The 19,728-nt window shown below is 60.2% G+C and carries 12 protein-coding genes; 9 read left to right on the forward strand and 3 right to left on the reverse strand.

The window, feature by feature from the left end:
* Positions 1-2: 2 nt before the first annotated feature.
* Both LB565_RS16940 and LB565_RS16945 read right to left on the reverse strand, forming a co-directional pair.
* Complete coding sequence (locus tag LB565_RS16940; protein WP_224585921.1) at positions 3-2,768, reverse strand: DEAD/DEAH box helicase; 2,766 nt, start codon at positions 2,766-2,768, stop codon at positions 3-5.
* Positions 2,765-7,945 carry a DEAD/DEAH box helicase gene (locus tag LB565_RS16945; protein WP_224585923.1) on the reverse strand — a complete coding sequence of 1,727 codons (5,181 nt, stop codon included), beginning with the start codon at positions 7,943-7,945 and terminating at the stop codon, positions 2,765-2,767. The genes LB565_RS16940 and LB565_RS16945 overlap by 4 nt, the downstream gene beginning before the upstream one ends.
* A 471-nt stretch (positions 7,946-8,416) precedes the next feature.
* Between LB565_RS16945 and LB565_RS16950 the strand changes: the two genes are divergently transcribed.
* The 6 genes from LB565_RS16950 to LB565_RS16975 all read left to right on the forward strand — a co-directional run bounded on the left by LB565_RS16950 (position 8,417) and on the right by LB565_RS16975 (position 14,708).
* Positions 8,417-8,794, forward strand: coding sequence for a transposase (locus LB565_RS16950; RefSeq protein WP_224585925.1), 378 nt, complete (start codon positions 8,417-8,419; stop codon positions 8,792-8,794).
* A gap of 1,146 nt (positions 8,795-9,940) precedes the next feature.
* A complete protein-coding gene (locus tag LB565_RS16955) occupies positions 9,941-10,618 on the forward strand; it encodes a dTMP kinase (protein ID WP_224585927.1) in 678 nt (225 codons plus the stop codon).
* 74 nt (positions 10,619-10,692) lie between these two features.
* Entirely contained in the window at positions 10,693-11,733 is a 1,041-nt protein-coding gene (locus tag LB565_RS16960; protein WP_224586094.1) for a DNA glycosylase AlkZ-like family protein, read from the forward strand.
* A 37-nt stretch (positions 11,734-11,770) separates the two neighbouring features.
* Positions 11,771-13,183 (forward strand): B12-binding domain-containing radical SAM protein, encoded by a 1,413-nt coding sequence (locus LB565_RS16965; RefSeq protein ID WP_224585929.1) that lies wholly within the window; start codon positions 11,771-11,773, stop codon positions 13,181-13,183.
* Positions 13,184-13,228: 45 nt separating this feature from the next.
* Positions 13,229-13,618, forward strand: coding sequence for a hypothetical protein (locus LB565_RS16970; RefSeq protein WP_224585931.1), 390 nt, complete (start codon positions 13,229-13,231; stop codon positions 13,616-13,618).
* A gap of 4 nt (positions 13,619-13,622) precedes the next feature.
* The gene (locus LB565_RS16975) at positions 13,623-14,708 is read left to right on the forward strand and encodes a nucleotidyltransferase family protein (protein WP_224585933.1); all 1,086 of its coding nucleotides are present in this window, start codon (positions 13,623-13,625) and stop codon (positions 14,706-14,708) included.
* Between the two features lie 290 nt (positions 14,709-14,998).
* Here the strand turns inward: LB565_RS16975 and LB565_RS16980 are convergent, their stop codons facing one another.
* Positions 14,999-15,211 (reverse strand): helix-turn-helix domain-containing protein, encoded by a 213-nt coding sequence (locus tag LB565_RS16980; RefSeq protein WP_224585935.1) that lies wholly within the window; start codon positions 15,209-15,211, stop codon positions 14,999-15,001.
* A 246-nt stretch (positions 15,212-15,457) separates the two neighbouring features.
* Between LB565_RS16980 and LB565_RS16985 the strand changes: the two genes are divergently transcribed.
* From LB565_RS16985 to LB565_RS16995, 3 genes are all read left to right on the forward strand, one after another.
* Entirely contained in the window at positions 15,458-15,913 is a 456-nt protein-coding gene (locus LB565_RS16985) for a hypothetical protein (RefSeq protein ID WP_224585937.1), read from the forward strand.
* A gap of 366 nt (positions 15,914-16,279) precedes the next feature.
* Positions 16,280-17,950, forward strand: a complete 1,671-nt coding sequence (locus LB565_RS16990; protein WP_224585940.1) for a recombinase family protein — start codon at positions 16,280-16,282, stop codon at positions 17,948-17,950.
* A gap of 199 nt (positions 17,951-18,149) precedes the next feature.
* Positions 18,150-19,484 carry a tyrosine-type recombinase/integrase gene (locus LB565_RS16995; RefSeq protein ID WP_224525824.1) on the forward strand — a complete coding sequence of 445 codons (1,335 nt, stop codon included), beginning with the start codon at positions 18,150-18,152 and terminating at the stop codon, positions 19,482-19,484.
* Positions 19,485-19,728: the final 244 nt, after the last annotated feature.

Raw genomic sequence — 19,728 nt, forward strand, 5'->3', positions numbered from 1 at the left:
GCTCAGGCCTCCCCTGGCATCAGCGCAAACAATCCGATCACGTCCGGCGGCTGCACAGCCTCCACGCTGACGCGGGATGCAGAGCCGGAAGCAGCGCGGAGGCGGGCGTGATCCGCCATCAGTTCTTGCGCGCGCGAGCGGACGAAGCTGGCGATCGGTCCTGCGAGCAAGACGGGTAAGTCCTCTTTCGCCTTGGCGATAAACCTGTCGCGCGCGACGGGCGCGAGATCGGCTGTCGCCGGGGCGTTGAGCAGGTCTCGAGCGGCCTCGCCGGCTGCCACAATACGATCGCCCTGGATCGCCATGAGGGCAGCTTCTTCGGCCAGCAGCAATCGCTCCTTGCGAGCGTGAACGGTCAGCTTGAAGCGCACGCGCAGTAGAGCGACGCGCGTCAGTTGCTGAACGGCCGCGCTCGGCCATGCGCCCACCCGGCCGATCCCGAGACCGGACAATGATTCAGGATCAAGCGACGCCTCGACAAGCGCCTCGGCGAGCGTGGCGGTCAGCGGATGCGTCCTTGTCAGGAGTGCCGTACCGGACGGCGCGGGTTCGGCGGTCGCCAGGCGCACGGATCCGGCTAGGTCCAGCCCAGCCAGACGGTCTCGCAAACCAGCATCCAGTGCCCCGAGATGGGCAAGAAGGACCGTCTTGCGTACTTCGAGCGGAACGCCGAAGCGCGCCATCGCGCGTTCGACGAACATCCGCGCGTCCGCCGGAGAGCCAAGAAGCGCCCGTACCTTCTCCCATTCCGGCGCGACTTCCTGCGGCTTCATCGCATTCTGCGCGAACCGGGCACGGGATCGCTTCTCATTTTCCTCAGCGTCGCGCCAACGCGCCTCCATCGCGCTCGTGCCGTTATCGAGGCGCAGATCGAGTGTCATCTGGCGGGGCACGCCCCGGCGCAGCATCATCGACGCCATCAAAGCGTCGGTCACCGGGCCACGTTCATCGGGTAGTGGAACGGTCACGCCCGTCGCTTTGCGGATCTCCTCCGCCTTGCGGAGGATCACATCCAGGACGGCGCCGTCGATCGCGCTGTCGGGCGAGAACATCATGATCGACCTCACCACTTCCGCCGGTTGGCCGAAGCGATCGACGCGTCCTTCGCGCTGCTGATGTCGGGTCGGGTTCCACGACAGATCGTAGTGGACGACGGCGTCGAAAAGCTGCTGCAGATTAATCCCTTCGGACAGGCAGTCCGTGGCGACGAGAAGGCGCTGCACTTGCTTGCTGTCGTCGGCCATCGCCATGTCGGCCACTCGGTCACGCCGCTCGTCCGGCGTCAGCACTCCCGTCACGGAATCGATGGTCAGCTTCGGGAACACCTTTCGCAGGCCATCGCGGACATGCTCGGCCGTCGCGAGGTATCGGCAGAAGACGACGGGATTGGCCCCGTTCTTGATCAGAGGCGTCAGCGCATCCACCAAAGCGGCGAGTTTCGGATCGGGCTCCGCCGCCAAGGCCTCGGCGCGGCGCACTAAGGCGAGCAGTTCCGGATCGGCGTCGAAGGCAGTGGCGGGCTCAAGATCGACGGCGTCCTCGTCGTCGCCGTCTTCGTCATAGATCTGCGGTTCGAGGCGATCGGTCTCGCTGGCGATACGGTTCCGTAGGGCGCTAAGACCGGCGGCCGGCGAAGAGCCGACACAACGCATCAGCGCCAGTGTTCCCCAGAATGCCAGGCGCCGTTCCCGTTGCCCACCTGCCGCGCGCGATACGATGCCGAGGCAGTAATCCAGGACTGCTTCCTGGAATTCGAGATGCGCCCTCGACAGCCGGTACGGAAACTCGGTCGTCTCATGCTTCGGGAACGCGCGACTTTCGTGCCATTCCCCGGAGACGAGGTCGATACGGCGACGCTGCACGAAATGCCGCGCTAGGCGCTCGCGATACCGGGCATCCTCGAAACTCATGGACGCAAACGAGGGCTCGATCAGCGAAAGCAGCCGGGCGAACGCTTCTTCGTCACCCGAATGCGGTGTCGCTGTCAGAAGAACCATCCGCCGATCCGGATCACGCGCCAGTCCGGACAGAAGCTCAAACCGCTGTTGCCGGCCCTGATGCGTGCCGACGCAAGCGTGCGCCTCGTCGACAATGACGAAATCCGGACATGCGCGCGCAAAGCCTTCTCGACGCTTTTCCGCCTTGATGTAATCGAGGCTGACGACAGTGTATGGGTAGGCGTTGAAGAGAGTCTGGGCGAGTGGCAGACCTCTTTCCAACCTGCTTGCGGTGCCGGACGTGACTGCAACGGCATTGATCCCGAACCGGGACTTCAGCTCCCCCACCCATTGCTCGACAAGATGCGGCGGGCAGAGCACGGAGAAGGCATCGACCTCGCCTCGATCCATCAGCTCGCGCAGGATCAGGCCGGCCTCGATCGTCTTGCCGATGCCGACGTCGTCCGCGATGAGCAGGCGCGGGACCGACAGGCGAAGAGCCATCAGCAAGGGTACGAGTTGATAGGTGCGGGGTTCGAAGGCGAGTTGCGCGGCGGACCGGAAGGGGCCCGCACCGCGGCGCAATGTCAGACGCATCGCATCCGCGAGTAGTGACGCTTTCGCCTGAACTGTTGTGGTGGCGTCGGTCGGCAGATCGAAACGGGCAGGCTCGACCGGGAGAATTTCAAGCGTCGGGTCGAGGATCACCGTATCGCTCTCGCTGCCCGAGAGCGGGCGGAGCGCCAGAATGCCGTCCTGAGGCGACGGCAATGCGACCCATTCGCGCCCACGGGCGCGGACCAGATCTCCGGGGGTAAAGTTCACCGTCATCGGGACGTCCCCCCGAAGATCGAGAGCATTGCGTCGGGCACGCCTGCCGCAGCCGTTCCCGGCAACTCGAACAGCGTCCAGCCCTTTGATTCAGCTTCCTGTCGCGTTGCCTCGGTTAGTGGAGAGACGCAGGCGGCGATGAAGTGACTGCGCCAGGCGAAGCTCATCTCCTGCTGGGAAAAGCAGACAGGCGAGCTATCAGGGGGCGGAAGCCCGGCGTCCTTGAAGGCATTCGCCCATCCTCCGCGCTCGGCCGAATCACCCGGCGCTGCCGCAGGTACCACCTGTCCGCGCGCCAGATCGACGAGCATCTGTTTCGCTTCTTCGCTCGTCCGGTCGATCAGCTCATGATCCGGCTGGTTGAAGTAGGAGAGCAAGCACCGATAGCACCCGCGCACACAGGCCTCTCCGTCGTGGCTGGTAAGCAGTTTGGCGTCGCCTGCCGCGATCGCTTCATCGACCTTCTCGAAATGCATCAGGCTCAGCGCTTCACGGGCCACCTTACCGAGCGCCTGCGGATCCTCGATCAGGCGACTCAAAACGCCGGCGCCGCCCTCCGTAGCTTCATAGGCCAGGACGGCGCGCCGGTTGTCGCGGGCGGGCAGCGGCTCGCCGAGGACCTCGCCCTCCTCGAGCTGGAAGACGACCTCAATGCCTCTCATCAAGGCGTGCTGAACGGTGACGATCGTCTCGGGCGCATAAGCCGTCGGCTCGTTGAACCGGAAGAGCAGTGCGTTCTTGTGATCCCGAACGATGGGAACGATCCGAACCGGCCTCACGACGTCCGGCGGCACATCGACATCGGGATCTTCGTCGTCCGATTTCGCCCAATAACCACTGCGCGGATCGATATAAAAGCCGAAGACTGTCTGGTTGGCCCGTCGCTTTAGCCCCTTGTTGATCCGGCTGATCTCGGCGCTATTGGCGTATTGCAGATTGAGGATCGACGCGTCCTCGCAGCGGAAATCGGCTTCGGTGATCTGCACTCGGCCGTCGCGCTTCGGCCACGAAAACACGGTCTGAATATCGAAGCCTTGCCGGACGCGCTCTTCGTCATTCGCCGTGATCCGCTCGGCCGGTGCGGCCTCGACGTTGTCGATCCTGAGCGTCCGTTGCACGGGCGTCTCACCGGCCATCGGGCCGTTGCAGGCGTGGCAGCGCTCGACCTCGCCGTCGTGGCACCCGCCACAGTTCGAGCAGATGAAAATATCCCTGGTGGCGAGTTCCGACCCGTCACCGGTTCGCACTTCCGGCGGCAGCTTCGCTTTCATGACCCGGTAAGCGCGGCCTTCGTGATAGATCAGGCTACGCGGGCCGAATTCCGAAATTGCCAGGAAACGCGCGCGCTGGAGGAAGGAGCCGGTTTTCCCCTCGCCGGGAATGAAGGCGTAGAGCGGCAACCGGGGAAAATTGTAGCCCGGCAGGAAGCCTTCGGTCGCGAGATAGCGGTAGGAGTAGAAATCCGAGCCGTTCGAGGCCTTGCCCTGTTCGAGAATGGCGATCTGGTCGCTCGCCTGCATCTGCGAGGCCTTGATGCGACGACGGTCCGCAGCCGAGAGGCCTGTGATCTCGGAGCGGGCATTGGCCTCGATCAGCTGTGTTCGGGCGGAGTTGTAAAGCTCCCGCCATCGATCGAAGGCGCGATCGAAATCCTGCGGCGCACGCTGGGCGACCGAGGAAACAAAGTCATCCGGGTCACTCATCCAGGCAGGCTTGCGGCGATCCACCGAAGCAAGGATCTGATCGAGAACGCGCTTCATCGGCGCGCGCGTCGCAGCCGCCAGTTCAGGCCGGTCGATCACCTCATGGATCGCCGCCTTCAGCGGGTATCCCGTCTCAGTCAGGTCGAGGACTTCCGGGATGTCCGGAGACAACGCGAGCTTCGCCTCGGCAAGCCAGACGGCGTGCAGGTGCGAGCGGACGAGCTCTTCATTGGTGATGTCGAGGGCAGGAGGGCGAACGACGCCGGCCACCATTTCGTTGCGCCGTTCAAAGAAGTACTGGTCGTGAGGCGATTGGGCCGCGCAATAGGTCACGATAACGGCGGCCTGTCCGGAGCGACCCGCACGGCCGGCGCGTTGAGCGTAATTGGCCGGCGTCGGCGGCACATTTCGCAGATAGACGGCGTTGAGCGCCGAAATATCGACGCCGAGTTCCATGGTCGGCGAACAGAACAGGGCCGGCAAAAACTGCTCCGACTCGCCTGCCGCCCTAAGGTCAGCGGCGTTTCTTGCGAGATTCTCCCGGTCCTCCTTCTCGTGTCGGAAGCGCCACTCGCGCCATTCGCGTTGTCTCTGGGACACCTGAGCCGTGTGTTCACGGCCTTCGAGACCCCAAAAGCTGCTCTGACCAGCTTTCAGATCGGCGGCGATTTCGTTGTAGAGATCGTGAAAGTAGCGGTTGCCTTGGGCTGCTCGGCTCCGAATGGCTTCACCGGGCACGACACGGACAGCTGACGGCGACAAGCGCCACCCTTGCAGATCCTTCTCCAGATCGACGCGCGAGACCAATCCCTCCCGCGCGAGGAGGTCCATCAGGCCGGTCATGACCGTCAGGTAGTCATTCTTCCCGAGCTTGATCCCGATGACGCTCTTTCGATTGATGAGGCGTCCGATACGGGAATTATGGCCGGCGCGGACGATCGTCTGTTCCTCCCGCAGGCCCACCTGATCCTTGCCCGGGGCCTGCAGGAACAGCGTGGTTCGGCTTCGGGGCGTCTCCTTGATGTCGATACTCCACGGGGCACGCAGCAGGTTGCGGGACTTCTGTGCGACGCCTTCGAGAACGGTCGGGTCGAGCGCTTCCGTCCCGACGGCCAGGCCGTCGAGCATCGCGCCAAGGAGTTTCTTCAGCATCACCTTTCGCGCGGGCGCATCGAGTGCCCCAAATTCCGGCCGGATGGCGGTCAGGCGTTCGGTATCTTCCACGATGTCATCGAGGCCGATGAACTCGACATCTATGAGCTTGAGAACGGAGAGGCTCGGATTGGTGTAGCGCCATCCCCTACGCAGGTCCGTCCAAAGCCGATGTGCGAGAACCTTTTGAAGGGAGCGTTGAGCGTCCTCGCGGATCACGGCTCCTGCCTCGGGGTCCTGCATCCAGTGGATTCGCGCATCCCGGTTAGCGGCAGTGAAGCCGAGCGCTCTCACGATCCGTAGACCGAACTCGTCCTCGGTCAAACCGTCGCAGCCTGCGTCCAGGACAGCCCGCAGGATCGCGCCGCGCAGGAGGCTGACAAAAAGAAAATCGTTAAAGTGCCCCGCCTGAAGGGCGGCGTCCTGACGATTATCCGTAAAGCCGAGCAGCTTGCGCTTGTCCGTGGGAACGCCGCTGTTGCGCCTGTTCATCCATTCGAGAGCGGTCGCTACGAGGAGCGTCGTGGCAGAGCTTCGGCCCTCGCCGGACAGGCCCGCCAGTTTTGTGCGCTCGCGCATGCTGGGATGCGGTTGGTCGAGACAGCACGGGCAGAAGCCGAACTTGCCGGGTATGAACCAGAAATTCTTCCCCGATGAGCCGTAGCGCCCGTCCGGGGCGACCGTGACAATCTGAGGCGTTCGCCGCTTCCGATTTGCGCGGAGCCGTTCGACGCCATTGCGCTGCTCTCGCCAATCCTCGGGATAGGATTCGATCTCCCCGGTGAAGGCGTAATCGGGGTCGCCGTCGCCCGTCGGGGTTAGATAACCCGCGGCGTCTCCCTCCTGATCATCAAGCGGTGCGTCATCGATGTTCCTTGGCAGGAATAGGGCGCCTGCGGCGTCCTCAGTCTTGGCGACAACATGAACCTCATGTCCGCATTCCCGACAAAAGCGGGTTGGATAGAGGCGATGGCCCGGCGCGCTGGGATCTTCGAGCTGGCCTTCCAACAGAACATTTCTGGGCTTCTCGGTCAGCGTGGTGAAAACCTCTCCGGCGCCGGAAATGAACTGATGGAGCTTGAATGCCAGAAATGCACCTGTCCCCAAACCGCCACGTTCTGTTTCCGGGAGGCTGATGCGGGTCAAAAAAGTCTCAAGACCAGTTCGGCAAACTTCGAACTCCACGCCGCTGTCCTTTGACAGCAGCGCCACCGCCTTTCCAAAATCAATCGGCTTCTTGCGCTTGAGTTCCTGTGCGTCCTCCAGCCCAATCGCCAGCTCGGCCCACACCGCTAGAGGGTGCTCTTTCAGCACTTCGTCCGTCAGATTATCTGGAAGTGCAGATGTCAGCACAGGCGCGAGCTTTGGCAGTATGTCGTCGAGTTTCAGCCGATCATCCGTCGCCCGTCGAAGCGACTCGCCGACGACCGATTCCGGCCCAATGGACGTGCCGAAAAGGCGGGACGCAACGTCCGCCACCGCCTGCGCGCGGTTGGCATCGGATCCTTCGCTCGCCATAGTGGCCGAGGTTCCGATGCAGATTGGCGCCTTGTCCGGCGTGCAGCGATTGCGAAGGCGACGAACGAGGATCGCGACGTCGGCGCCCTGGCGACCGCGATAGGTATGCAGCTCATCGAGGACGATGAAGTCCAGTCCGCTTGCGTTCTCTATGACCTTGGTGTCAAGGCTGTCCTGCCGCGTCAGAAGCAGCTCAGCCATCATGAAGTTGGTCAGCAGAATATCAGGCGGGTCATTTGCAATCCGCTGCCGGTCCTCCTGGCTTTCCTGGCCCGTGTAGCGGCGCACGATCGGCTTTATTTCATTGGGCAGGCCGGACTGTGAGATAAATCTTTCGATCTCCTTGATCTGGCTGTTGGCCAGTGCGTTCATTGGATAAACAATGATCGCGCTGGTTCTGCGTGGCTTCCCAGCTTTCCGTGCACGGACAATTGCGTCTACCACTGGCACGAAGAAACACAGGGACTTTCCCGATCCCGTTCCGGTCGTGACAACGTAACTGTGCCCAGCCCTGGCTTTGGCGATCGACTGCGCCTGGTGACGATGAAACCGAAGGGCTGTTTCGCCAAAGCGAAATATCTTGCCCGTCGCCTCATCGAGATCGCCCGAAGCGACTAGATCATTGGCGGTCGGGCCCTGGAGATAGTGCGGGTTCAACGACAACAGAGCATCTGGCCAAAATCGTCCCGCGTCGTACTGACAATCGATCTCTGATTTCAGGTCATCAGCTCGAATGGTGCTGAACGATCGCGAGAAGCGAGCGTAGGAATCTACGAGACGATGGCCAAATTTGAACGCCTTCATTGCCACCCCATGACCAGCTTGGCCGCCCCCGCTTTACAATGCTTCTATTGAAGGGCCGCGGATCCATTTTCAACAAATCGAAGAAAGCATCTACATCTTTTCGTGAAGTTTGCACTATGGTCCCAGCCAATTTCTACCAGCCAGACCGCGCTCACGTAGTCGACCACGTCTGCGTCGGAGCGATACAAAACTGACGCGGTTCTTTCGGTTCGCGAGGCCATCGTCAACTGCTTCGCCGGCATCGCCCATGGTGTCCAACGCACATTTTGTGCTGCCCGTAAGTGGGGCGCTCGTTGTCGCCTGGTCGGCCTCAACCGCAAAGGAACGGTTGTGTTGCATCCGCGCGGATGCAGCAACTCGTTCACGACGTGGTCGACGACCTGTGCTCACTCGATCGCCCGGATCAAGCAACTGGATCAGGAGTTCGAGGTGCTCGCCAAAAAGCGATGAACGAGCCCGTCTCCTGCCAGCGTGCCAGGCATTGGCGCGCTCAACGCAACGGGGCTTGCAGCAGTGGTCGGTGAAGTGTCGGCGTTTGCTGAGGGACGTGACTTCGCTGCCTGGCTGGGGCTTGTTCCACGTCAGATCACGACCGGCGGCAAGCCGCGGCCGACCGGGATAAGCAACCGCGCGAGCACCTACATGCGCGTTCTGTTGGTCCATGGCGCCCGAGCGGCACTGCCATATCTGGCTCGAATGGACACTCAACTCGGCGCCTGGCTGCAGGCACTGCTGCTGCGCGCCAAGCACAACGTGGTGGTCGTTGCGCTCGCCAACAAGCTATCCGGATGGCCTGGCCGTGATGTCAAGCCTGCGCCCCTAGGAAGCCGTGATGGCCTCCAAAGGTAGCGAGTTGGTCGAGCGGACGCGTCGCGGCAACTGCTTGGCCGCGTGAAGTCTGCGGGAGGATTTACATAGAGATGGCCCGATGATTGATCGGCGTTCGGCAAACCTGTCGACAAGCAGCGGCTCTTTCGAGGTTGGGTATCTTGCTGGGGCCAAGCGCGCGAATCTCCATCTTGGCAGGGCGTCAAAGCGCTGCGGCCGGATACATTGGTGCAGACCGGGTGCTCCCTCTTGAACATTCCGCTTGCAGACGGGGCGGGCCATACATGGCCTGCGGCCGCGCCAATCGCGAGACGGCCGGGCCGCGCTGGATTACGCGGGACTATGCTCCGTCAGTCCGATTCGACAAGCGCGCCACGACGGTTCTAGTGCGGCCTTCATGCAGGCGGTGGACCCGTCGCAGTGCGCGGAAGACTGCACGGCACATCGGAACTCGACGCTAGGGAACGGAATCGTGGCTGAGAGCATAGAATAGTATATTGTCGTAGTTTTGAAAAGGATCGACGATGGAAATAAAGTCTCGAAAGGCACAAACGACTAAGATGGCAAGATAAAAGGGCGCACATTGTGCGGCGATCGGTTGGCTGTTTTTGCTGGCGTTTTCGCCATTTCTCACACATTGCTCGCCTTCGCTGCAATGTGCGATTTTATAATATATTATTGATCTGGTGTGAGAATCTCCAAGGTGCGGAGCACATCCGCTGGCCAACCGGGGTTGCCCCTTATCCTTCAAACGTCTGCACTGGGCCGGAACCGGAAAGGCAGATTTCGATTGGTTGCGCGACAAGCTGACATTCGAGAATGTCGAGTCATGGCAACAGGTCTCGACCAATTCAAGCCTTCAGCGGCAGAGAGGTGACCCGTTCTTTCTACAGAAGGTGTCATTCATCCATGAGTGCACGTCGATACGACACGCCGAAAGCTGGCTACTAATTCTTGATCGATGCTTTCAGTTACGACGACGGCGCTATGATACTGTGCAAGTGTGCGATGCCGGTAGCCGCGCGTATGGACGAGGCTCCGATAGCCGCGCTAGAACTCCCACACATTTCTTAACCCGCAACACCGTGGTTCTCGATCCGATGACGTTATTGTGTAGAAAGATGGCGACTTGGGCGCCGGTGAAAAGCCGGCTCGGGAGTTGGTCTGTTGCCACAAATTGACGTCATGCAGAGTGGAGTCTTCGTTACGATTGAGGGAATCGACGGATCGGGTAAGAGCATGCTCGCAGACGAGGTCGCGCAGCTCGGCGTTGTCGCCGGTAGACCGGTTCACCTTGTCCGTAAAAGTTCCCAAATCGGCGATGGCTACGTAGCCCGTCATGCGGAGGGTCTGAGGGAGATCCTCTGGCGCGAACACTCTGAGCAGCAGCGCAGTAGTATCTCTGACACGCATTGGCTTTGGCTCGCGGCCTCCTGGTTCGCGCTCGTCGAGCAGGTGGAGATCAGGCCGCGGCTTCAGGAGGGCTTCATCGTCGTAAGCGACAGCTGGTTCGACAAAATCCTGGCGCGCTTTTCGCTCAAACCGAGCCCAATCGCCGGTCACGCGACCGCGATCAGCGCGATGCTGCGGCGACCGGACTTCACAGTGCTGTTGGACGTGCCGCCGGAGATGGCCGCTGACCGCAAGCGTGAGTTCGGCTATTCTGAATGCGGCAACTTCGACGGTTTCGACGGTCGGTGCCGCGAGAACTTCGTGAGATACCAGGGACTCGTGCGCTGGGAATACCTCCGGCTGGCCCGAGCCGGAGGTTGGACGACGCTAGAAGGAACGGTGACAGCTGCCGATTTTGCCCTCCACCTCGAAAGGCTTCTGAATTGGCGGTAAACGACGCCCGCCCCGCGCTCACGGCCGAGGATGTTCGCCGACTCGTGCTTAGTAAGCAGCACTTATTATCGCGCGTGGACGCAGGCGAATGGCGCCGGATTCCTCGGAGCTTGGCTGGCCTTCACGCGGCCCGCTTTAAGTCGCCGGTCCACTCTCTCGCGGCTCGGGTCGAGCTGCGATCGAAGCAGGCCGGGGCCCGGGAGCTCTACGGCGCAAAGGACATGATTAAGATCCGCTGTATGCGGGGTACGCTCCACGTGGTCCCACTAGACCAGGCACACTTCTTCCATTCCGCCACTTGGCGTCAGCGGCGGGGTGTCTGCGAGCGTTTAATTAGAGATTGTGGGGTCGCATCCCATGAGCTGAGAGCCGCGCTCGCCCTCATATCTCGCCTGCTGAAGGGCAGGCAGTTGACGCCGATCGAGATCGAGAACGAGGCCGCTAACCAGGGCTTGACGGCCAAGCCTTTGGTTCGCTCCGCGCTGAAGCTGCTATGGGAGCGGGGGGACCTCTGCTATCTCAACCGATCAGACAGATGGGCGTTTGAGGAGCGCCGCTACGGGACGACCCAGGAGTGTTACGGCACCGGGGGACTCGACTTAGTCGGAGAGGAAGCGGCGGAAGCCAGCCTGGTGCGTGCTTACTTCGCCGCCTATGGGCCGGCGATGGTCTCCGATGCGGCCTGGTGGTCTGGGCTAGGCAGAAGCCGGGTCGAGCGGGCCGTAAGCTCGATGGACGACCTCATCAAAGTGGACGTCGTTGGCGAGCCCGGACCGCACTTGATGATGATCGCGGACTTGGAAGTAATCAAACCCGTGTCGGATCAGTTCAGACCGACGGTGCGGCTACTCGCCTACGAGGACAACTTGCTCAAGGGGTACATGCCGTCCCGCGTGCGCTTCGCCGATCCCGTTCACTTCCCAAGGATATTCAACGCGATTGGGGAGGCACGGGCGACAGTAATGTCGTCCGGGATAGTGATCGGAACTTGGATTTGGAATTCTAAAACGTCCAGGCCAGAACTAGAATTATTCCGTCAACTTTCTCACGACGAGAGTGAACTATTGACGATCGAAATGGATAGGTTAGTGTATATCGCTGCTGCGGACGACTAAATAAACAAACGCGGACGCCGCTGGCCGGGAGGGCTTGATGCGTGTGGCGATCGTTTTCCCCGAAGTTTTGGATATGGCGAGATACAGGGAGCGCCGTAAAGAATTCCCGCCATTTGGTGCCCTTTACATCGCCGCTTCACTCGAGCAGGCGGGACACGACGTCAAGATTGTAAAGATAAATCCCTTTGAGTTAGTCCACGACTTCAGAGGTTTTGATGCAGTCGGCTTCAGCATTTCCGCATCAGCGACATTCAACCTTTTCCTAGAGTGTCGAAAAGTAAGCACGTTCGAGCCCGACACGCTGCTCATGGCAGGCGGTGTCCACGTCAATCTTTTCCCTGAACAGACGCTCATTGATCTCAGGCCGGACGTCATCTGCGTCGGTGAAGGGGAGGACGTAATTTGCGAGATACTGGAGCACGCTGGAGACCGCGACTTTTCCTCCGTCCCGGGCGTCGCCTTCTTAGACGGAGAGAGATATGTCCGCGTACCAGGTCGACGCCTTGAGAAGAACATTGATCGCTTCCCGTTGCCTGCCCGCCATCTCCTGAATGTTGACGACTTCGTAATGAGCAACCGGATGTCCAACACCGATGTTCGAATGACCCACATAATGCCAGGCAGGGGATGCCCATTCCCCTGCCGGTATTGTGCGTCAGCACAGACGCGCGTCCAGTATCGAAGCGGCGACGACGTCAGACACGAGTTGGAGCACCTCGTCGACCGCTACGGCATCGAGGGTTTTGCCGTAGTCGGGAATGACTTCATCCTCAGCAAAACGAACGTATTTGATATCTGCAATCGGATCGCGGACCTAGACCTCAGTTGGGCCACCCTATCTCGTGTCGACCGCGTTGACCCAGACGTGCTGGCAGCGATGCGCCGAGCGGGCTGCCACGAACTCGAGTTCGGCGTTGAATCAGGAAGCCAGCGCATCTTGGACGCCATGGACAAAAGAGCCACCGTTGACCAGGTGAGGTACGCCCTGCGTGCCTCCCACGAAGCCGGCATCAAGAACAAGGTATTTCTGGTTCATGGCTTTCCGGGAGAGGATATGGCCTCGACCGAGGAAACCATCCGCCTCCTCGACGAAGTCGCGCCCTATATTGAGCGGACATCGCTGTTCCGCTTTGTCCCTCTTCCTGGCACCTACGTTTATAACAACGCTGTGAGCTATGGGATCAGAGGGACTGACGCCGATCCTTCCTGGGACGGCGACTGGGCAAAGTATCATATCCACCACAACCACCATCACTGGTGGGGGACCGATCGACAGTTTGCGGAACTCACTGATGCGTTTTGGCGACTATGGGCGTTTGTCGAGGAGAGGTGGCCCTCGAAGATCCGACTGGAAGATCTGCCGGCTGACCAATGGCTCCAGCAGAGCAGGTCATTTGCCAAGTCAGGATGGCGGCGGCAGAACGCTGCTTTGGAGACAGTGTCGATATAATGAGGAAGACGGAAAGGAACGACAATGAGTATAGATTCCCCAGCCATGGACGAAATTGCGGACGCAGTCCTAGCAAAGCTAAAGCGTGCCGGATTAGTGTCCGGGCAGCTTGGTGACTTCAGCACCCTCGGTGGAACCAATGCGGTCGCGAGCGCCATCGCAGCAAGGCTGGCCCACGGCATCTACCCTAACAAATCACCCCGCGGCCGCACTGTTTCGGAAGGTATGATGCGATTGGCGTCCGCTGTCTCGTACAAGCTCGGCAAGGCGAACGATCCAAAGACGATCTCCTTTAACAAGGTCGCGAGCGAGGTGGCCAAGGCCCTGTACGAGGCGAGGGGTGGCAAAACGGGCTACGAAGGGCATCCCGGGCCAGGCGAACCTATCGGTGTTCACTCAGAGATCAACGCGAGACGGGGTAAGGTCGGCGACTGACGACGTGGTGGCGTTCTCGGAGGCAGTTGCCTTCGCCGCGCTGCTGACGGAGTGTCCCGCCTTAGAGTCGCGGCCAAGCGACGCGATCCAGGCAGGCTTCCACGCTCACTTCGCCGAGATGAGCTGGCAGGTGATGCCGTCGTACATCACACGCCTAGTCGACTGGATTGGCCCGAGCGGCAGTTCGGACGGACCGCTGCTGGCAGCGCGTGCGGAGGCGTTCCGCATCTTTTTTGGCATCCAGGAGAGGGTGCTCGTCGAGGTCGCAGAGGGCCTTCGCGGCGCAAGGCTGGAGCACTGCCTCCTTAAGGGAACGGCGAGCCGCCTCAACCTGTACCCCTCGCCGGATCTTCGCGGCGGGATTGACCTTGACTTTGCCATACCGGCCAACGCCGCACACGAAGGCCGCCGAATAGCCCGTGAAATGGGCTTCGAGCAGAGCGCGTGGGATGAGCGTGCCCGCACCTTCGTGAAGGCGACGCCCGAGCAGAGGGAGTGGATCGACGCAAATCATTACGAACTCGGTTTTTTAATCCGGCGTCACACCGTAGACGGCTTATCCGCGGACCAGGCAGCGGCAATTCGTCGGCAGTTGCACCTTCAGCCCAACCCTTGGCACGAAATGCCCGACCAAGGACTGGGCGTCTGGATCAACCTCGACCTGCACACCGGGCTATCCCACGACATCCCCGTCGAACCGCTCCTTAGGGATGCGCGTATCCATCGCCACTGCGGCGTTGACCTTCCCGTCCCACCGCCGGCTTGGCAGCTATTTCACACTATTTACAAGCTCTACTGGGAGGGCGTGTTCAGCTATGGAAAAGGCATCTACCAGTACGCTGACATTTGTCGGCTCGCGCCAAGGATGGACGCCGACGATGTCGACGAGTTCGTTCACCTCCTAGGCTACTGGCGGCTTGAGGCCGCGGCGCGCCACGTGCTATGCCACTTGCCTACCGCCTTTGGCGTCGTCCTCCCGAGCGGGCTCGACGAGTTCATGGCTTTCTCGGATCGTCCCGCCCCCGGCATTAAGCCGCAAGAAGAGAACAACTTCGGAAGTGTCTGGAGGAAGCTTTGGGGCTACCGCTAAGCAGAAAGCGGAACCACCGCGAAGCGGAGCGCCTTTGGGCGGTCACCGGGCTGTCGGACAGCCTAACGGCCTACGTCTATTTCTGACAAAAGCGCCGAACGTCCCGACGATGAGAACGGCTCCAAAGTCCCACAACCGTTTAACCAAACCTGCGGGAAGCCCGCGAACGAACGACAGCTTTTGGAGTTCCAATCAGCAAAAGCTGTGACCGACTTGAGCGCAAAGCCGCCGCCCGCTCGCTACAGCACTGTTGAGGGCGCGCTCGCGGGCGGCGCAACGGTCGCGGGTGGCTATCTGTTCAGCCGCACCAGCATCTGCGGCTCGACACCCAGCGCGTCTGCGATGCGCCCGAGCACGGTGACACTTGCCGAAACGTCTGCTCGCTCGATTGAGCCGATGTATCTAGCGCTAAGCCCTGCGCGCTCTGCCAACTCTTCCTGCGTCAGCCCACTGCTGGTTCTGATCTGACGCAAGTTGATCGCAAAAACTTCCTTGAGGTCCATTCCCAGAGATAGCTCAGGAATGGAACGATCATTCCAGGAACGATAGTTCCTATTCGGCATTCACTATGGTATGGAGGAGATGCCTTCCTGCAAACGAAAAGGCTCACCCGCATGGACAGATTCGATAGACAACCCGCATTGGAAAGCCGGTTCGATGACCGAGCACTGTACCTTTGGTCCCACCAGCAGCGAGCCCATCACGTCGCTCTCCTACTGTGCCGAATACAGCAACGGCTGGAGAGCCGAATGTTGGTCAATACCGGAATTCCGGTATCGACGGATTTGGCGGCACCGGGCTCCGGGAATGGCGTCCATGCGGCGCAGATCGCGGCCTGGCAGACGGTCGATGGTAGCCCAGAGTTTGCAGTTGCACGTGAAGCGGAAGTGCTCGCCGTGACGGAGGAGTTGAAGCATCTCGACGCAATCCCCGATGTCGCGGCGACTTCGCTTGCTGGCGTGGTCGCCAAGCTGGAGATGATCGTTGGAGCAGACAGGGAGATCGACGATCCGTCTGACTTCCCCTGGCCCCATATCGCGTCGGTGCTTCGGGACATGAAGGCGATCGTTGGAGACATAGGTATGGATCGGCCGGAGAGGGCGATTGTCCGGGCTGACATCGCCAGACATTGGGAGGCGGCAGCCAAGCTGGTCGCAGCCCTGGAGGAGCAAGATGCCTTGGAGCGATGCGGCCAAACCGATTGAGCGAAAGCTGATCCGTCAGCGTGCGAATGGTGGTTCTGGCGAATACATAGGTCGTTCCGCTTTGACGGGTTGCTGGGGCATATTTGGGCCATGTCCCACCCGGATCGCAAAGCGACCTCTGCGGAACTGTCACGGGTCCGCCTCGGTATATTGCCGATCGACCTGTATGACTACGTACACGTTGAGTCGCGTCCACGCGTTGGCCGACCGGTTCAACACGATCCACGCGAGTGGCGCGTTACCGACAATCTGCCAAAGCCCGTCCCTGTCACTTCCCCAGAAATCGACGCGTTCGAGGCGTGGTTTGGCGACATCTTCGATCAGCTTTTCGGAGATCGCCCATGAAATGACAGGGAGACAGTGCTTATGAAGACGGCGTCACAACAGCAGCAGTCTGCAAAGGGATCGCGGGCAGCCCTGTACCTTCGCGTGTCGACTGCCCGCCAGGCCGAGCACGATGTCTCCATTCCCGACCAGAGGCGCCAAGGTGAGGCTTACTGCGCCTCTCGTGGCTATGAGCTGGTCGAGACCTTTGTCGAGGCAGGCGCATCAGCCACCAATGACAAGCGTCCAGAGTTCCAGCGCATGATCGAGGAAGGCACATCAAAGCCCTCCCCTTTCGATGTCGTGGTCGTTCATTCCTTCAGCCGATTCTTCCGCGATCACTTCGAGCTTGAGTTCCATGTCAGGCGGCTCGCCAAAAACGGCGTAAGACTTGTGTCGATTACCCAGGAGATGGGTGACGATCCAATGCATGTCATGATGCGCCAGATCATGGCTCTCTTCGATGAGTACCAATCGAAAGAGAACGCCAAGCATGTGCTCCGCGCCATGAACGAGAATGCCAGGCAGGGCTTCTGGAATGGGGCATTGCCTCCGATCGGCTACCGGATCGTTGCGGCAGAGCAGCGCGGATCGAAGACCAAGAAGAAGCTGGAGGTCGATCCGCTGCACGCCGACACCGTCCGACTGATCTACCGCCTCTTTCTTCAGGGCAATGGAATCTCAGGACCAATGGGCGTCAAATCGATCGCCTGTCATCTGAATGAGAACCGGTTGTTCACACGAGACGGCGGTCTCTGGGGACTGGCGCAAATCCACGCCGTCCTAACCCGAACCACCTATATTGGCGAACACCGCTTCAATACCCGCAGCTTCAAGGGCAGGGCAAAGAAGCCCGACGACGAGGTTGTCGTTATGGCGGTGCCGGCAATCATCGAGCGCAAGACCTTCGATGCCGTGCAGGCGCGTCTCAAATCTCGCCATCCAATGGTGACTCCACCCAGGGTCACCACCAGTCCCGTCCTCCTTACCGGGATCTGCTTTTGCGCAAAGTGCGGAGGAGCCATGACGCTCAGGACCGGCAAAGGCTGCGCTGGCACTATGTACCGTTACTACACCTGCTCGACACGCGCCCGCCAGGGCAAAGCTGGTTGCCAAGGCAAATCAATCCCCATGGCCTTTCTGGACGACCTAGTTGCCAATCATCTGGAGAAGCGGCTTCTCAAGCCAGAACGGCTCACCGCCATTCTTGAGGCTGTCCTGGGCCGGAGGCAGGAACGCACCGAGCGCCGCCGCGAGCACTTGGGCGAACTGAAGCGGAAGATCACCGAGACCGATCAGCGCCTCAATCGGCTCTATGACGCGATTGAGGCCGGCGTCACAGACGTCAACGATCCGGCTCTCAAGGACCGCATGGCAGGCCTCAAGGGCATCAAGGATCAGGCAACTATCGATGCCGAGCGCATCGAGGCATCGCTCGACAGCACCGGCAACCAGCCCATTACTTCCGAAATGGTCATCACATTCGCCCGCGCCGCCCGCGAGCGCATGCACGATCCGCGTGGCGGCTACCGTCGCGATCACCTGCGAGCGTTGGCGCAGCGGATCGAAGTGGCCGAGAAGGAAGTCAGAATCATCGGATCAAAGTCCGAATTGCTCCAAACCCTGGTCGCGGCGTCAGGCGAAGAAACGGCAGTGTCGGGAGTTCGCAGTTCTGTACTGAAGTGGCGCACCCGACAAGATTCGAACTTGTGACCTCTGCCTTCGGAGGCCGATTTAGCCAGTCTTTTCAATAGCTTCTGTTTCTACGATATCGTTCGCTAAGCTACTACGACGACTGACTTTTTGTCGACCCAAAAACCGAAGCCAGTATCCTACCGCAGGCCGGAGTTTCCGTCCGGGTGCTTCCGTGGTGCTTCCGCGGGATCACTTCGACAGAACCCTGAGGTGTGCGATGGCTAAGCTGAACAAACGAACCGTGGATCAAGCGGGACCGGGAAAGTCGGACTACTTCCTTTGGGATGATGAGTTGCCTGGCTTTGGGCTGCGCGTGTTTTCATCCGGTAAGCGCAGCTACCTCGTGCAATATCGAGCTAAAGGTCGGACCCGCCGATTCACCATCGGTCCCCACGGGGTCTGGGCACCAGATGCGGCCCGAAAGGAGGCCCGCATATTGATCGGTCGGATCGCGCAAGGCGACAATCCTGCGGAAACGAAACTTCTCGACGCCAAAACGATTACCGTCAGAGAGCTTTGCACCCGATATTTGGCTGATTGTGAAGCCGGACTTGTACCTGGCAAAGGCGGTCGCCCCAAGAAGCCGTCGACTATGGAGATCGACCGTAGCCGTATAAAGCGCCACATCCTTCCGCTCCTCGGGAACCGGAGAGTGACCGAGATCACCATGGCAGACATTGCCAAATTTCTGCGCGACGTTGCCAACGGCAAGACCCGAACCGACATCAAAACGAAGAAGCGTGGCCGAGCGATCGTTCGCGGAGGCATTGGCACCGGCTCGCGCGGCGTCGGTCTTCTCGGCAGCATCTTCTCCTATGCAGTTAGAGAAGGGATCATCGAAAAGAATCCGGTTCACGGCTTTCGTAAGCCAAAAGATCGCGTCCGTGACCGTCGCCTGACCGAGCGTGAGTATAGAGCGTTAGGCAAGATTCTCGCGGACGCCGCTCTCGACCCGCAGTTTTCAACGGCCACGAAAATGGTTCGAGCCCTCGCTATGACAGGATGTCGACGAGGCGAGATCATCAATCTTCGAATGGGCGAGATCGATGTTCAGCGCAGTTGCATCAGGCTTGAGGACTCCAAGGAAGGTGCGTCGACTCGGGCTATCGGCCTGCCTGTGGTCGAGTTGCTCAAGCCACTATTGTCCGGCGATGAGGCTGATTTTGTTTTTCCTGGCACGGAGGAAGGGAAGCCATTGGTCGGCTTCCCCAAGCTATGGCAAAAGCTCGTCAAAGACACACCGCTTGAAAGCGTGACACCCCACGTGCTTCGTCACAGCTTCGCGAGCGTGGCAAACGATCTCGGCTTTACCGAGTCGACCATAGCTGCATTGGTGGGACATTCTCGCGGAACGATCACAAGCCGCTACATCCACACGGTAGACACTGCGCTCGTAATGGCAGGTGACACAGTCGCTAGCTACATTCAGGCTCTGCTCGATGGAGCGAAGTTCGAGCGCGCAAATTATGCGCTCGATCACAGTGCGCGCAAGGATGCCATGCGGAAGTTCTTGACGACGGCTGTAGGGTCCACCGGTACTAAGATGTCGTGACGGTGCAATTGCGCAACATCTTACGAGTTGGTTGTCGCTTTGCGTACATGCACTTCGTGACAGGGACCCAGAGGTCGCCTCCCGAGGCATTATCTTTGCTCGATTCGACCTCACTTTCTTCGTCGCGATTCGAGCGTTGGAAAGAACGCCGTGACGATGCCTCAACATTTGAAATGTCTTGCTGGATGGGCACGGGGAGCCGCGACCCGAAGACGTAATTGACAAGGACGGCGAGGTCGTAGGG

Source organism: Mesorhizobium sp. CA14, from assembly GCF_020165195.1.
Lineage (GTDB): Bacteria > Pseudomonadota > Alphaproteobacteria > Rhizobiales > Rhizobiaceae > Mesorhizobium.